Genomic DNA, 16025 nt, shown 5'->3' with positions numbered 1-16025 from the left:
GCTATATCCTGTCACGCATCCCGGAAGGCGGTGAACTGGAGATGGACCGAAGCCCAAAACCTCACCCCCCCCCCGCTTCGTCTCGCGCATGCCGAGATTCACCGACGATCCGGCACGCCGCCCGCGAGGTGACATCGAGCGCTTCGTTCGCAAATAAAATTCCCCCGTTTCCGTTCAGTTAACCATATGAATTAACGCTATTCCTTTTCCATAAGGAACCTAAAGCACCACTTGTTTCCGTAACGCATACAGCGTTTGGCGGTCGACACAGGCCGCAAATCACCTTGTCGGTCGTCCTGAATGACCGGAAACGGCTTGTTTTCCGGCCCTTCCGGCGGATTTTGGCCGGGTTACCGGACTCTCCCAAGCAGAATTCGACCCACGCCGTCGAGCCAAGTGATCGCAGAAAGACAGAGGGACCGACTTCAATATCCCTGGGCGGGAGATTCGCCGTTCCACTATCTTCGAAACCATTGGTTTTCCGGCATTTCCGCCACAGAAGCCCGCTGGCGCGCGATTGCCTACGCGGACGCTCCGTTGCTCGTCCACGATGCCATTTCGAGTCTGGCGGGGCGCTATTCGATAGATAAAACACGCTTGCAACTGTTCATTTTCTAACGCATTGCTTATCTGTACAAAACACCTCGAAACGGTCGCTGAAAAAGCCAGATGGCAAAGAGACAAACAGTCAATGTCCCCCAGCCACTGAGGCGGCTGATCGGCTATGCCCGCGTCTCGACGGACGATCAGGTGCATGATGCCCAGATGGATGAGTTGCGTGCCGTCGGCTGCGATCGCATCTACCGAGAACATGGTTCCGGGGTGTCGCGTGCTCGGCCAGTCTTGACGCGGCTGCTGGGAGAGCTCGCCGCCGGAGATGTCCTCGTCGTCGTGCGTCTCGATCGGCTGGCCCGGTCGGTCAGCCACCTCCTGAAGGTGATCGAGGATCTGGAGGAACGAGGTGTTCATTTCAGATCCATTCGGGACCCGATTGATACGTCGACCCCGCAGGGGATGTTTTCCCTCCAGGTCCTCGGTGCTGTTGCGCAGCTCGAACGCGCGTTGATCGCAGAGCGAACCAAGGCCGGCATCAAGGCGGCAAAAGCGCGAGGAAAGCTTCCTGGAAATCCCGGCCTTCGAGAGCGGCGGCCGGAGGCAATTAGGGCGGTTTCAAAAGCACGCGAGAAAATGTATCTCGACAAGCTCATTGCCTCCGCACAAACATGGCTGCCGACTGTGCGACAACTTCGGCCTCAGCACAGCTGGGACAATGTCGTGCGAGTTCTCAATCGTCGCGGCCACGACTGGACGGTTGAGCGCCTTCGTCGCGCCGTCCATCGAATGGTCCGCGAAAAGCTAGCTGAGAAAGCACTCATTGCTCGGTCCCCTCGCCGAGCCCCAGAAGACCATCTGATGAAGCTCGTGGCGGCCATCGCTATTGCCGATCCCGACCTGTCGCTGCGAGACATTGCCGCTCAACTGGATCAGATGGGAGAACGCCCTGTGCGAGGCGGCAAGAAATGGCAACCGTCCTCCGTCCGCGATCTGCTTGATGAAGCGCGTCGGTTCGGTCTCGTTCGAGATTAGCGAAGGGCGCGCTATGGCCCGTTATTTATGTCGCCAGACCTTCACGGCCGAGAGCATCAGGATGACAGCGAGAAGCGGCAACAGCACATAGCTCGGAACGATGCCCAGCAACTGGCCGCCGACGAACGTGCCGACGATCGAGCCCGCCGCCATCAGCAGCACGAAGGTGCCGTTGCGGCGGATGGTCGAAAAGCTCTGGTCCTGACTGTAGCGTGCGAACCCAACCAGCATTGTCGGCAGGCTCACCGCAAGCGACAGGCTGCCAGCAAGCTTAATGTCGGCTCCGAATAGGAGGACCAGGGTTGGGATCAGCAACTCTCCGCCGGCGACGCCGAGAAGGGCCGCAACAATGCCGATGATGAAGCCAGCAACGACGCCGGCCCCAATCTGCAGGCCGCCGGTGAACAGCGGCTGGCCAGCTGAGGCCTCATGGCCGACCATCAGCACGACGGCAATAGCCACCAGCATGATCGCAATCACGCGGTACAGGGTCTCTGAGCGCAGCCGGGTAGCCCACCCTGCCCCGAACCAGGCGCCGATCAGGCTGCCGGCCAGGAGGTTGACGATGATGGGCCAGTGCGCAAGCACGTCGGCGAACGGAACGGCCGCCGTGCGAAACGGCAGGGCTGTGGCGACGACGACCAGGCTCATCGCCTTGTTGAGGATGACCGCCTCGAGCCCGGGAAAGCCAAACAGACTGATCAGCAGCGGTAGTCGGAACTCCGCTCCGCCGAGACCGATAAGACCGCCGAGAGCGCCGATGACCCCGCCACCGAGAAAGGCGGCCGGCTTGCTATGTGCAAGTGTCGTGTTGGCAGTGTCGGTCATGATCGATATATTTTTCCGAATATTCCGTTGGTTTTATGCAGACAACCACATCGGGCTGCAAGTGGTGTGACCACGACGTCGCTACCTTTGCGGCGCGCCTCGGCCTACTACAACAGCGCAACGACACGTAGCTGACGCGCTGCCAGAACTCTCTGAGCGATGGCTGGAGATCAGGCGTCAGGTCCATTCGGCTCAGCAAGTACAGCGCGCCAACGCTTTGCGTAGCCATCAGCGACCAGTCGGCTCATGCCACTGGCGGTGAGACGCGCACAAAGTACGCCTGGATTGAACTGTTCAATCGGCGTGTCCGCAGAATAATGCCTTAGGGTGTAGGTGAACATTTCCTCCCAGCTTCGCCTCACTTGCACCGTTTCGTCTGTCAGGCTTGATCGACATTGGTCAACCAGATCCGCTAGCGTCATGTCATTCCACCCGCCCCTGCAAAAGTTACAACTGTCACTCTATCTCATTCCTTTAGCCAGAGCCGCACGAGGTGAGGCTTCTCCTTAACATCGGGTCCACCGTACTGTTGGACGCGCAATTCTCCTGGTTGGGCCTCTGCATGCTCGGCCGCCTCAACCTCAGCGCTGTCCAGGTCGATCGAGCGGATGACGATTCTCTCTGGTAAGGGGTCATCCGCCAAGACCGCAAAACCGTCCGGGAAGATGGCGCCACCAGCCCGCTTGGCCTCTTCGGCCAGCCTCGACGGCATCTCGGGGATATTATTCAGTAGCTCTTTCTCTTGTTCAGGCCGCTCCAACGCACGGAAGGCTATCGTTGCAACTTCCAGGTCAAGCGCAAATGGTGAGAAGCTGGCGGCCCGCCAAGGAAGCCTCTGCTTTCTGAACCAGAAGAACTCATCAATATCGTCCCAGAGATAGTCGCCGTATCGACCTCTGTTCCCCAGGAGCCATTCTCGACCGAGCCATCGTGTCGTGATAACTGTGCGATCCCTTACCGACCATGACCCCGATCGCATCGATCTCGACGCCTCCGGTCCCATCAGCAGTGAGAGAATGTTGATGTAATTGCCTCGACGCACCTCGCTAGGATCGCCACCGCCGTCCGATCGACCTGAGTTATCGACTGTTTCAGTATGATGGATGAACAGCTCTCCTCGAATATTCGAAGTCAAATATGATCCGATGGCGAACCCGTGCGACGCCACACTCGATCCGAGTTTCAGGCCGAGATAGGGAGAGACCTGCTCGGTATAGGCCTTCGAGACAGTTTGGCCAAAACGCTCTTTCGAGCTTCCGCGAGTAGCCTTTGATTCCGCGATCGCGACGGACAGGTCGTCCCGCCGGCTGAATACAAAGTCGGGGGAACGTGCCGTCCCCGAGGAGCCTGTTAGTGGCAAGTTTTCGAAATGGTCGAACCATTCATAGCCGTCACAGATCATCTGAAGATAGGCGAGGCCATCACCGACGACGCCGGTCATATGGCGCACGGAATAGTCTTTCAACCGATCGGCCGTCGCCAGTATGGCGAAATCTGTCCTATCCTCGGAGACATGCTGACTGACCAGATTGCGGTAGATTTCGCTCTCGCGGGTCACGATGGACGGGTCCGATCACGTGGAGATGCGAACAGCGAGCCATAGCCCCGTATAGCTCGGCTGGTGTGAACGTGATCGAGTGTGTGCCGGGCGCCCGACCGCGTACCGGCTCTGGTCTCGCGTCCCGGTGTGCAGTGACCTTAGATGTCCTCAGAGACTTTGGATTTGCGACCCAATTCATTCTTCGTCCTCGAAATCCATCATCGAGAAATTCGGATGAGGTAGGACGCGGAGATTCGCAGAAATTGTGAACTAGATCAAACAACATGAAGCCTCATCGGAGGCCATCGCCAGCTATTGCGACATCAACGTAGCAGGGCCAGACCGTTGGTCTTAATCCAAAGAGTAACAGCTGTTACTCTTGTTAGCCGTTCCACGGTTTGCCATCCGTGTCTCTCCCGCTTGCCGACTTCGAGCTGAGCACAACGCCACCCAACCGAGCCGACGCAACAGTCCATCGCTGCGGCCCCGACCTTTCCGACGGCCCTCGGCTACGGATCTGGCCCCTCGCCATCGCGCGCAAACCGACATTCACTCTCCCAAGAAAGTAACAGCTGTTACTTTTCACTCTGACCATAGCGGTGGTCTGCCAAGCCGAAAAGGCTGCGTTCGAGATTGAGCTTCCCATCAAGCGCGCGGTCAATCATGGCCCTGAAATACCCGCCTGGCCTGCTAATCTGCTCTGGATCACGGATCGATTTCTCCAGAACTGTGGCGAGAATTGCCGCGGCCGCGTACAAGCCCACTTTGTTCCTTCCGTCAGCCCAGCCCGCTTCAGACAGCCCTATCATCCGGCGGAGCGTTTCGCCCGCTCGCCCGAGCGACGCCCAGGAGTCGAACGGCATCGCGATCATGGACTGCGCTTCAGGGCAGGCGGCCTTGAGCAAGCCGACCGACACGGAGCCAAGAACCTCACCTTGGATGGCATTCGCGTCCCTTTCCGGGAAGCCGGTTTGATCTTCCCGCCCACCTCCGGCTTCGCCATGCTTTTTTTCAAAAGCTGAATCGACCGCGAAGCGGTCGTCTAGTTGAGAATCTTCCCGCTCGGTAGAGCGGGTCCGCTTAGTTCTACTTTCAGAAGAAGATTCTGGGATTGTATTAATATTAGGGCTGACATGGATGTCACCCTCGCATGTCATATTGAACGGAACGTGTTCAGGGGAGAGTGCCGTCGTCACCCGCTCATGCAGCTCCCGCACCTCGGCTGCTCGATCAAGAAGGTGGCCATTGCCCTGGTAGATAGACGCAAGCTCTGGCCTGAACTCAGCAGCTGCATTCGGATATGCTACACACAAATCTTCGATCGCGCGCGAAAGTCTCGCAATATCCCGCTTGGCCGTCAGTTCAGCAGCCAATCGTTGTTGGTATTCAGCAACCGCGTGCCGCAACTCGTCAACTCTTACACGCGCCGGCGTGAAATCGATCCCGAAGCCAGAAACAACTTCGCCTGCCTCGTTTCGGTAGACAAAACGCCGGCCGGTTGAGCTGTCACGGTAGGCAGCGATGCCAGCTTCGACTAGGCGACGGATGGCTCTTATTACCGTGCGCTCGGAGCGCATCGTGTACTCGGCCAGCTTCGCGTTGGATATTGCGACTACCGGGCGCCCCGCGCCTTTCCAGTCGTCTGCTCGCGACAACCCGAGCAAGATATCCATGACGTGATAGGTCGTGCCATCGATGCCGAGAACAGGAGCAGCCTTTTTCAAGAGCAGGGCCATCTCGGATTTTGTCGTGTCGGGAACGTCATTCGCCATCGCCAATCGCGCGCTAGCGACGATCCCGGGAGTGACGCGTCGGAACGACGCTACCGCAGATACTTCAGTCATAGCTTTCCCGCTGCGATCGCAAGATCGCATCCAAATCGCTCGATTTTCAGGAAGCCACCGGAATTCTAGGCACAAAAAATTCGTCCCTGGTAGTTACAGAGACTTGATTAACGCCCTCGTCCGTCTTAGAATCAGATCGTTACAGCTGATGTTGACGGTACAGAGATGTTCCGTTGGCCAATGGTTTAAGGGTCTATCGATTGCAGTCGCTAGGCCCTTTGCCGTTTCTGGTGACTAGGTCATTCCAGAACCCTTTCCTTGCTCTGTTGAAACTCTTCGAAAAGCTCGGGTAGCCGTTGCAGCAGCCAGTCCGAAAGCCCAGGAAGGCGATTGTCAGGAATTGATATGCGCGTCGAATTGTCGGTCCGCTTCGCTGCGATGATAACTCCACCGTCTAGTGTAACTTCGACCAGATCTGGCTTGCGTTTTGCAGACTGATCGAAAGCATCCATGATCAGCGTGAACCTCTGGTCGCTTCCACTCTCTGACCATGCAGAAGATGCGGTCACATCCGCCAAGATTTTCTTCTGCTGGGTGCTTAGGCTCCGGTTATTGATGAGAGCTCCAAGCTTTTCCCATTTGGGACGACCGACCGAGGACGCTGGTCCAATTGCCCGGATAAGTTCCTCGGGGATCAGCGCCGCCGTGTTTGTAAGGATCGATATATAGGCCAGGCGTTGTCCTTCCTTGCGGCCTAGCGCGTCCGATATCACTTCCCGCGAGTATTTCCGCTCCCTAAGAGTCAATGCAAACAGTGCTTGCTCGATGAAGGACAGATTGAGCCGCTCGGAGTTCTCGATCCCCTGTGAAACAACGAGTTCCTCGTCGCTCAAGTCGCGTACGATGGCCTTGACGGGGCGCTTGAGTATCTGGCACGCGCGAAGGCGCCGATGGCCATAGGCCGCCTGGTAGTGACCCGGTTTCCCGGCCAGGGGACGCACGAGGATAGGAAGCTTCTGTCCAGCCTCCCTGATCCCCTCGACGAATGCCTGGAAGCTCTCGTCACCTTCGATATCCAACCGATCATTGACGAACGACGGCACGACACGATCGGGGTCGAGTTCAATGATCGATTCAGCGGAAAGAAGCTGATCATGAAGGCGCCTATTCTCGTCTTCGATTGAGACGAACGCGCGATCCATTGACTTGACGGCGGCTGAGCCGACACGACGCTTTTCCTGCTCGATAGGGGAGGGCGGCGTTTGCTTCGCGAGCGCCTCAGTATCGACGTTCGCGAACAAGCTCTTCATCCGCTGGTTTCGTTCTTTGGGATTGACCATCACCTACCCCACACGTCTTTGATGTGGAGGAGGATTTCGCGATTGACCGAATCTGCGGACTCGAGTGCACGACTAAGCGTATCGCGCCCAACGCTTCCTCTCGACAATTCATACAGACTCTTCTTTTCGAGCCCTGCGCTCGCGATCGCCGTCGTCTCAACGACAGCCGGAGCCAGAACATCTTCTTTGAAGAGGGAGCGCAGCAAAGTGACTACGTTTACTTGGGGGCCGTCGTTCGGGTTATGCCGCGTGATTACGTAGCGAATGAAGTCGTGGCTGAGTGTGCCGCCACGTTCCTCGATCACGCCCATGAGATCGCTCATCATGGCGAGGAACTGGTTCATACTCGCGACGTCAATCATCGCAGGGTGAATGGTGATAAGCAGCGCGGTGGCAGCACAAAGGGCGCCGAGAGTAAGGTAACCGAGCTGAGGAGGGGCATCGATAAGAACTACGTCGTAGTCCGCTTCGACTTCGCTGATGACGGCCGAGAGTCTGCGAAAGAAAATCCCATCTCCTCGGCCATATCCTTCCGCGATAGCCTGCGGAGTTTCGTGCTCGTACTCCATCAGTTCCAGGTTCGCCGGGATCAAATCAATCCCCGCGAAATAGGTCTTTCGTATCACCTCTTGGACGGGTCTCCGGCGATCGTCATAGCGAATGGCTGCATAAACGGTCTCGTTTTCGTCAACGTCGAACTCGGGCTGGTAGCCAAACATTGCCGATAGTGACGCTTGCGGATCGAGATCGATCGCGAGAACACGGAGGCCCTGGATTGCCAGGTAATGCGCCAGATGCACGGTTGTCGTGGTTTTGGCCGAGCCGCCCTTGAAGTTTGCGACGGTGATGACCTGCAACTTCTCACCGTCTCGCCGGCGCGGAAAAAACTCGAGTGCTTCGCTCGGGCGCTTTCGAGCGAGATGCTCGCGTATCTGGTTCACCTGGGAAAGCGTATAGATCCGCCGACCGTTGTCCTGTCGGTCGGGGATAGCGCTCTCGCCATCGAGCGACATCTGTCGGAGCGTCGATTCCGCAATGCCGAGCAGCGTCGCGACTTCGCGCGACGTGAACGTCTTGAGGGTCTTTGCAGCCTCGGGTTCATAAAGCCGCTCGCGGATTGACTGGAGCTGCGCAGACAACAACTGTGACTGCCGGCTGATCTTCGTCGCCGATGATTCTGCAGGTTCGATCTGCTGCTGGTTCGCTCTCATTTTACCTCACGACGGTTTTTTCGTGATCGTCAGTGATTTTCCGTCGAACGACAGTTACCCGATTCCCGCTTTGCGTCAAACGTTACTTGGTTAACGAAACCTTAACGCGACCTACAAAGGCGCCGTCGCTTCAGTAGTCAACTCTCCAATTTTATGCATTCTGTCCAATCACTTAGCGCGCGCCCCTTTGCCCTTGCGGTGCTTTTTTGTTCTAGGGCGAATCCTACAACAAGATGCTGTTGAAACACTCCCTCGCACCGTCGTCTGCGCCGGCTATTACACCCGACTCATCCCGCTACCGATATGTAGAATCCTACAACTGCCAGCCGATTCCGATTCGTGCTCCTTTCTCCGCCGACCAACTACGACGGAGAAATTCATGCAAGTTGTAGCATTCTCAACGCCCCGGACGATCCAAGAAGCGCACCTCCTTCACATCCACCACCAGCTTCGTGCGCGGGTTTTTTCCGATCGCCTGGGTTGGGAAGTCGACGTAACGGCGGGATGTGAGTCAGATGCTTTCGACGCGCTTCGGCCGACCTATGTTCTCGCCGTCGCAGAGACTGGCCAACTGGCCGGATGCGCCAGGCTTCTTCCTACGCTTGGCTCGACCATGGTGGCAGATGTCTTCCCGTCGCTTCTCCCTGACGGTCAACTCAACGGCCATGCCGCGATGATCGAGAGTTCCCGCTTCTGCGTCGATACGACCCTAGGAGAGGGCAGGGGAGACGGCTCAGTGCACGAGGCGACCCTGACCATGTTCGCCGGCATCATCGAATGGTGCCTGGCGAACGGTATCACCGAGATCGTCACGGTCACTGACCTCCGGTTCGAACGGATCCTCGCGCGTGTCGGCTGGCCGTTGCAGCGGTTGGGCGAGCCCAAGAAGATCGGCGTGACGACGGCGGTCGCCGGCATCCTGCCTGCTGACGCCGGCGTGTTCGAGAAACTCCGGCCTTCAAACTACCACTCCGAAATCACCCCCATCAGCAAGGCAGCGTAAGGAGAAATCCGTGAACCAGCTTCGTTCTCATCCCAGGCTTGTCCGCAAACTCCAGGAAGCGCTCGGCGATCAGCTCTGCGTGGCCCTAGACGACGCAACCGTTGTCGAGATCATGCTCAATCCGGACGGAAAACTATTCATCGAACGCCTCGGTCATGGCGTTGCGCCCGCAGGTGAGATGTCCTCGGCCGCAGCCGAAATGGTGATCGGCACGGTGGCGCATGCGCTTCAGTCCGAGGTGGACACGGAACAGCCGATCATCTCCGGCGAGCTGCCGATTGGCGGCCACCGCTTCGAGGGTCTATTGCCCCCCGTCGTCGCCAGGCCCGCTTTCACGATCCGGCGCCGGGCATCACGCCTCATTCCGCTCGAAGACTACGTCCGGACCGGCGTGATGACCGAATATCAGGCCGCGACAATCCGCAGCGCGATTTCAGCGAGGCTCAACATCATCATTTCCGGGGGAACGGGTTCAGGCAAGACGACCCTTGCGAACGCGGTCATCGATGAGATCGTCAAATCCGCACCCGAGGATCGTCTCGTCATTCTGGAAGACACCGCCGAAATTCAGTGCACGGCCGAGAACGCCGTTCTTCTCCACACCAGCGATACGATCGACATGGCGCGGCTCCTAAAGAGCACCATGCGGCTACGTCCCGACCGGATTGTCGTCGGTGAGGTCCGCGACAGCGCGGCCCTGACGTTGCTTAAGGCTTGGAACACCGGCCACCCCGGAGGCGTGGCGACCATTCACTCAAACACGGCCATGTCGGCGCTGCGTCGCCTTGAACAGCTAACCGCGGAAGCAAGCCAGCAGCCGATGCACGAGGTGATCGGAGAGGCTGTCGACCTGGTCATCTCGATCGAGCGGACGCCGCGCGGGCGGCGCGTTCGCGACGTCATCCAGGTCGAGCGGTTCGTCAATGGTCAATACGAAATCGAAGCCGATCAGCTCACCGAAGAACAGGAGGCGCGCCATGTCGCGTAAGAACGCACTCATCGCCATCGCACTCCTCACGACGCCCATCGTACTTGCCTCCGTCGCGCCAGCGCTGGCCAGCTCCGGCGGCAGTCTTCCCTGGGAAGGACCGTTGCAGCAAATCCAGGAGTCGATCACCGGCCCGGTCGCGGGCGCAATCGCACTTGCAGCGGTCGCCATCGCCGGTGGCATGCTCATCTTCGGTGGCGAGCTGAACGATTTCGCGCGGCGGCTTGTCTACGTCGTTCTCGTCGCCGGCATCCTGCTCGGTGCCACCAACATCGTCGGCCTCTTCGGCGCAACCGGCGCCTCGATAGGACTGACAAGCGAACAGCTCACCACGTTTGACTCGACCGGAGGAGGGGAGGGAGCTCATGGCTAATTCCTTATCTGGCCTGCAGCGCAACCGCATCCACCGTGCGCTCTCGCGCCCGAACCTGCTGATGGGCGCCGACCGGGAGCTGGTGCTGATCACCGGCCTTGCAGCTGTGATCCTGATCTTCGTAGTGCTGACACTCTATTCGGCGCTCTTCGGGGTCGCCGTTTGGGTCGTGATTGTCGGCCTTCTCAGGATGATGGCGAAGTCCGACCCATTCATGCGCCAGGTCTATATCAGGCACATTTCCTACAAGCCCACCTACAAGGCGACCACATCGCCTTGGCGCCGCTATTGAGGAGACAGCCATGGTAGCTCTCAAACGCTTCCGGGTGACCGGCCCATCCTTTGCGGATCTCGTTCCCTATGCCGGCCTCGTCGACAATGGTGTCCTCCTCTTGAAGGACGGAAGCCTAATGGCCGGCTGGTACTTCGCTGGCCCGGATTCCGAAAGCGCGACCGACCTCGAGCGCAACGAGCTGTCGAGGCAGATCAATGCCGTTCTGTCGCGGCTCGGAAGCAGCTGGATGATCCAGGTCGACGCCATCCGCATTCCGACGGTCGACTATCCATCGGAAGACCGTTGCCATTTTCCCGACCCGGTGACCCGCGCGATCGATGCCGAGCGCCGCGCACGTTTCGAGCGCGAGCAAGGGCATTTCGAGAGCAAGCATGCGCTGATCCTGACCTACCGGCCGCTCGAGTCCAAGAAGACGGCGCTCAGCAAATACATTTATTCGGATGAGGAAAGCCGGAAGAAATCCTACGCGGACACGGTGCTCTTCGTCTTCAAAAACGCGGTGCGAGAGCTTGAGCAGTATTTTGCCAACACTCTTTCGATCCGGCGAATGGAAACCCGCGAAACGGTCGAAAGGGGAGGGGAGCGAATTGCCCGATATGACGAGCTGCTTCAGTTCGCCCGCTTCTGCATTACCGGCGAGAGCCATCCGATCAGGCTTCCTGATGTTCCCATGTATCTCGACTGGATCGCCACCGCGGAACTTGAGCACGGACTGACGCCAAAGGTTGAAAACCGTTTCCTCGGCGCTGTCGCGATCGACGGTCTGCCAGCCGAAAGCTGGCCAGGTATTTTGAACAGCCTCGATCTCATGCCGCTGACCTATCGGTGGTCATCGCGCTTCATTTTTCTCGATGCCGAGGAGGCCCGGCAAAAACTCGAACGCACGCGCAAGAAGTGGCAGCAGAAAGTCCGGCCGTTCTTCGACCAGCTGTTCCAAACGCAAAGCCGGTCCGTGGATCAGGACGCGATGACCATGGTGGCCGAGACTGAGGATGCCATCGCGCAGGCCTCGTCGCAGCTTGTTGCCTATGGGTATTACACGCCGGTCGTCGTGCTATTCGACACCGATCGCGAAGCACTCCAAGAAAAGGCCGAGGCGATCCGGCGGCTGATCCAGGCGGAAGGCTTCGGGGCGCGCATCGAAACGCTCAACGCCACCGATGCCTATCTCGGCAGCCTGCCGGGCAACTGGTATTGCAACATCCGTGAGCCGCTGATCAACACCAGCAATCTCGCCGACTTGATTCCGCTTAACTCGGTCTGGGCCGGAAACCCGGTCGCGCCATGCCCCTTTTACCCGCCGAATTCCCCGCCCCTGATGCAGGTTGCGACCGGCTCGACAGCGTTCCGATTGAACCTGCACGTCGATGACGTGGGTCATTGCCTCATCTTCGGGCCGACTGGTTCAGGCAAATCAACGCTGCTTGCCCTGATCGCCGCACAGTTTCGCCGGTACGAAAATGCGCAGATCTTCGCCTTTGACAAAGGCAGCTCACTTCTTCCCCTGACGCTTGCTGCCGGCGGTGATCACTACGAGATCGGCGGCGACAATGCGGAAGAGGGGAGGGCGTTGGCCTTCTGCCCACTCTCCGAACTCAAAAGTGATGCCGACCGGGCTTGGGCGACGGAATGGATCGAGATGCTGGTCGGTCTGCAGGGCGTCACCATCACCCCAGATCATCGCAACGCCATCTCTCGGCAGGTCGGACTGATGGCAAGTGCATCCGGTCGCTCGCTCTCGGATTTCGTCAGCGGCGTGCAGCTGCGTGAAATCAAGGACGCGTTGCATCACTACACGGTCGATGGGCCGATGGGTCAGCTCCTCGATGCGGAAGAAGACGGCCTGACGCTCGGCGCCTTCCAGACCTTCGAGATCGAGCAACTGATGAACATGGGCGAGCGCAATCTCGTGCCAGTGCTGACCTACCTGTTCCGGCGGATCGAGAAGCGTTTGGATGGGTCGCCCAGCCTGATCGTCCTCGACGAGGCGTGGCTGATGCTCGGCCACCCAGTTTTCCGCAGCAAAATTAGGGAATGGCTCAAGGTGCTGCGCAAGGCGAATTGCGCTGTCGTTCTCGCGACCCAATCGATCTCCGACGCCGAACGGTCCGGGATTATCGACGTGCTGAAGGAATCCTGCCCGACCAAGATTTGCCTCCCGAATGGCGCCGCCAGAGAGCCAGGAACACGTGAATTTTACGAGCGTATCGGTTTCAACGAGCGCCAGATTGAGATCGTCTCGAACGCAGTCCCCAAACGCGAATACTACGTCGCCACGCCGGAAGGCCGGCGGCTCTTCGACATGTCGCTGGGGCCGGTTGCGCTGAGCTTTGTCGGCGCGTCGGGCAAGGACGACCTCAAACGCATCCGCGCGCTGAAATCCGAACAAGGCCACGACTGGCCGATCCACTGGCTTGAATCGAGAGGAGTTCACGATGCCGCATCGCTACTCAAATAAATGGATCGCCTGCTTGGTGGCCACCGCCCTCACGAACGGAGCCGCAGGCTCCGCGCATGCCGGCACAGCCACCGGCGCTGCGACGGAATGGACGCAGCTCGCCAACAATGCGCAACTCGTGGACCTCATGAAGAGCTCCGGCATCCAGGTCGACAATCAGCTGACACAGATCAGCCAGCTTGCTGAGCAGATCCAGAACCAACTCAAGATCTACGAGAACATGCTGCAAAACACCGCGCAGCTTCCTGACCATGTCTGGGGGCAGGTCGAAAGCGATCTCAACCAGCTGCGCAGTATCGTCGACCAGGGTCAGAGTATCTCATTTTCCATGGGCAACGCTGACGACGTTCTTCAGCAGCGGTTTCAGAGTTACGCCGATCTCAAGACCAACCTGCCTGATCACGCGACGTTCTCCTCGACTTATCAGTCCTGGTCGAACACCAACCGTGACACCATCGCCAGCTCGCTGAAGGCTGCGAGCCTCACGGCCCACCAGTTCGATAGTGAGGAAGACACGATGTCCTCGTTGCGGTCGATGTCCGAGACGGCGGACGGGCAGATGAAGGCTTTGCAGGTCGGCCATGAGATCGCCGCTCAGCAAGTCGCGCAAATGCAGAAGCTTCGCGGTCTCGTCTCGCAACAGATGACGATGATGGGAACCTGGCTTCAGACGGAGCAGACCGACAAGGATCTGGCGCAGGCTCGGCGCGAAAAGTTCTTCAGTGCCACGGCACCTTCGACATCCGGGGGCGAGAAAATGAAGGTGGAATGGTGAGAACGAAAGCACTCCTCATCGCGGTCGCAACGATCCTGGCAGTCGGAAGCGCGGGTGTTTGGTTCCTGATTTCCGAAAAGCAGGAAGCACAGGAACGAAGGGCGAAATTCTTCGGTTCGTCGAAGGAATACCCGACATCGGGCGGCGAGAAGATGAAAGTCGAATGGTGATCGGATGACAGGCGCAACGACACTTCATCAGCTCCGAGTAGCCATGCTGTTTGCCGCGTTTGCGGTGGTGACGACCCAGCCGGCGCTGGCGCAAGAAGGGTCCGTCTTGACGTCCCTCCAGAGCCAGATCACGACCGCGGCGAAGGGGTGGGAAACCACCGTCATGGAGGCGGCGAAATCCCTTTTCTGGATCCTCGCAACGATCGAGATCGGCGTTGCGGCCGTCTGGCTGGCGATCCAGTCAGCCTCGCTGGACAACTGGTTCGCCGAACTGGTTCGGCGGATTATGTTTGTGGGCTTCTTCGCATTCGTACTGGCGCAGGGACCAACCTTCGCCAAGGCGGTGGTAGACAGCCTGTTCCAGATCGGTGCCGGAGGAGGGACGGCATCCCCAGCTGACGTGTTCAACGCCGGGCTGGCCGTCGCAACGAAGATGTCGGAAAAAGTGCAGTTCGGCCTTTTCGAAGACAATGCGCTGGCGATCTCGGCGGCGTTCGCCATGGTCGTCACAGTTATCGCATTTTCACTTGTCGCTGCCATTTTCGTCAGCGTGATGGTGGAAATGTATATCGGGCTGCTTGCCGGCATGATCATGCTCGGACTTGGCGGCTCGTCATTCACCAAGGATTTTGCGGTTCGGTATCTGGTCTATGCCTTCTCCGTCGGGATGAAGCTGATGGCCCTTGTGATGATCTCGCGGATCGGTTCAGAAGTCCTGATCGGTCTGGCGAACGACCCGAGTGTTGGCGACCAGTTCCAAGCCGCGCTGGCTATTGCGGGCATCGCCGTCGTTGTGTTCATCATCGCCATGTACGTGCCCAACATTATCCAGGGAGTCGTCCAAGGGGCCTCCGTTACCGGCGGCATGGAGACAATCCGCCACGGCGGGCAGGCGGCATCCTTCGCCGCGGGCGCCGGATTCCTCGCCGGCGGCGCCGCCGGTGCAGGCTTCGCGGCGGCACAAGCCGCACGAGCTGGCGGTTCATCCGTCGCCGGTGCTGCCATGCGGGGGATAGGTGCAAGCTTCAGTTCCGGCGCGCAAGCAGCCGGATCGGCCGTCAAGGAAAAGGCAATCGGCTCTCCCGGTGCCTATGCGGGGTCCATTCTTGGACTGGCCAACGCCAAGCTCGATGAACAGCGCAGCGGTCATAGCGGACCGAAGCCTCCTCCGGAACGCAACGACAAACCGTAATCGAGACAAGGGAAGAATAAATGGCAGCGAACCGCGCGTCTGATAATCCGTATCTTGCCGCCCGCCAGGAATGGAACGAGCGCTACGGCACCTATGTGAAGGCTGCTTCCGCATGGCGGATCGTTGGCATTCTCGGCTTGGCGATGGCCGTCATCGGCTTCAGCTACGCGATGTATCTGAGCACGCAGGTCAAGCTCGTGCCTTATATCGTCGAGGTCGACAAGCTGGGGACGGCGGTCACGGCAGGCTTCCCGGAACAGATCGAATATGCCGATGTCCGCGTGGTTCGCGCCACCCTCGGAAACTTCGTCACGAGTTTCCGAAGCATCACGCCGGATGCGGTCGTTCAGAAGCAATATATCGACCGCACATACGCCCTTCTTCGCACGTCGGATCCATCGACAGAGAAGGTCAACGCTTGGTTCCGAGGTAATTCACCGTTCGAAAAGGCGAAGTCTTCGACGATTGCGATTGAGGTAAA

15 protein-coding genes are annotated in these 16025 nt (G+C 58.7%); 10 read left to right on the top strand and 5 right to left on the bottom strand.

Translation table 11 applies throughout. The features are described from left to right. Window positions 1-669: 669 nt before the first annotated feature. Window positions 670-1587 (top strand): recombinase family protein, encoded by a 918-nt coding sequence (locus CO666_RS25230; protein ID WP_097614788.1) that lies wholly within the window; start codon window positions 670-672, stop codon window positions 1585-1587. 21 nt (window positions 1588-1608) lie between these two features. On the opposite strand, the gene CO666_RS25225 is transcribed toward CO666_RS25230, so the two are convergent. From CO666_RS25225 to repA, 5 genes are all read right to left on the bottom strand, one after another. Then, on the bottom strand, window positions 1609-2415 hold the full coding sequence (locus tag CO666_RS25225; RefSeq protein ID WP_097614787.1) for a sulfite exporter TauE/SafE family protein: 807 nt from the start codon (window positions 2413-2415) through the stop codon (window positions 1609-1611). A 466-nt stretch (window positions 2416-2881) separates the two neighbouring features. Then, on the bottom strand, window positions 2882-3973 hold the full coding sequence (locus CO666_RS25220; RefSeq protein ID WP_143540365.1) for a hypothetical protein: 1092 nt from the start codon (window positions 3971-3973) through the stop codon (window positions 2882-2884). 557 nt (window positions 3974-4530) lie between these two features. After that, on the bottom strand, window positions 4531-5799 hold the full coding sequence (gene repC / locus CO666_RS25215; protein WP_097614785.1) for a plasmid replication protein RepC: 1269 nt from the start codon (window positions 5797-5799) through the stop codon (window positions 4531-4533). A gap of 239 nt (window positions 5800-6038) precedes the next feature. After that, window positions 6039-7079, bottom strand: coding sequence for a plasmid partitioning protein RepB (gene repB / locus CO666_RS25210; protein ID WP_097614784.1), 1041 nt, complete (start codon window positions 7077-7079; stop codon window positions 6039-6041). Beyond that, window positions 7079-8290: a plasmid partitioning protein RepA gene (gene repA / locus CO666_RS25205; RefSeq protein ID WP_097614783.1), complete on the bottom strand. Its 1212-nt coding sequence runs from the start codon at window positions 8288-8290 to the stop codon at window positions 7079-7081. Before repA ends, repB begins: the two co-directional genes overlap by 1 nt. 379 nt (window positions 8291-8669) lie before the next feature. Here repA and traI point away from each other — a divergent pair, with 379 nt between their 5' ends. From traI to CO666_RS25160, 9 genes are all read left to right on the top strand, one after another. Continuing rightward, window positions 8670-9293 (top strand): acyl-homoserine-lactone synthase, encoded by a 624-nt coding sequence (traI, locus tag CO666_RS25200; RefSeq protein ID WP_143540363.1) that lies wholly within the window; start codon window positions 8670-8672, stop codon window positions 9291-9293. Window positions 9294-9303: 10 nt separating this feature from the next. Continuing rightward, complete coding sequence (gene trbB, locus CO666_RS25195) at window positions 9304-10281, top strand: P-type conjugative transfer ATPase TrbB (protein WP_097614782.1); 978 nt, start codon at window positions 9304-9306, stop codon at window positions 10279-10281. Then, window positions 10271-10654: a TrbC/VirB2 family protein gene (locus CO666_RS25190; protein ID WP_097614781.1), complete on the top strand. Its 384-nt coding sequence runs from the start codon at window positions 10271-10273 to the stop codon at window positions 10652-10654. Before trbB ends, CO666_RS25190 begins: the two co-directional genes overlap by 11 nt. Then, window positions 10647-10946 (top strand): conjugal transfer protein TrbD, encoded by a 300-nt coding sequence (locus tag CO666_RS25185; protein WP_097614780.1) that lies wholly within the window; start codon window positions 10647-10649, stop codon window positions 10944-10946. Before CO666_RS25190 ends, CO666_RS25185 begins: the two co-directional genes overlap by 8 nt. Window positions 10947-10956: 10 nt before the next feature. Continuing rightward, the gene (locus CO666_RS25180; RefSeq protein ID WP_097614779.1) at window positions 10957-13407 is read left to right on the top strand and encodes a conjugal transfer protein TrbE; all 2451 of its coding nucleotides are present in this window, start codon (window positions 10957-10959) and stop codon (window positions 13405-13407) included. Next, window positions 13385-14182: a P-type conjugative transfer protein TrbJ gene (gene trbJ, locus CO666_RS25175; RefSeq protein WP_097614778.1), complete on the top strand. Its 798-nt coding sequence runs from the start codon at window positions 13385-13387 to the stop codon at window positions 14180-14182. Before CO666_RS25180 ends, trbJ begins: the two co-directional genes overlap by 23 nt. Then, window positions 14176-14352: an entry exclusion protein TrbK gene (trbK, locus tag CO666_RS25170; RefSeq protein ID WP_097614777.1), complete on the top strand. Its 177-nt coding sequence runs from the start codon at window positions 14176-14178 to the stop codon at window positions 14350-14352. Before trbJ ends, trbK begins: the two co-directional genes overlap by 7 nt. A gap of 43 nt (window positions 14353-14395) precedes the next feature. Next, window positions 14396-15544 carry a P-type conjugative transfer protein TrbL gene (trbL, locus tag CO666_RS25165; protein ID WP_245436853.1) on the top strand — a complete coding sequence of 383 codons (1149 nt, stop codon included), beginning with the start codon at window positions 14396-14398 and terminating at the stop codon, window positions 15542-15544. A 20-nt stretch (window positions 15545-15564) separates the two neighbouring features. Further along, a partial coding sequence (locus CO666_RS25160; protein ID WP_097614775.1) for a VirB8/TrbF family protein occupies window positions 15565-16025 on the top strand: 461 nt, incomplete at its 3' end.

Source organism: Rhizobium chutanense, from assembly GCF_002531935.1.
Classification (GTDB): domain Bacteria; phylum Pseudomonadota; class Alphaproteobacteria; order Rhizobiales; family Rhizobiaceae; genus Rhizobium; species Rhizobium chutanense.
The sequence above is the reverse complement of the archived record's forward strand: the minus strand, read 5'-3'. Positions and strand labels throughout refer to the sequence as shown.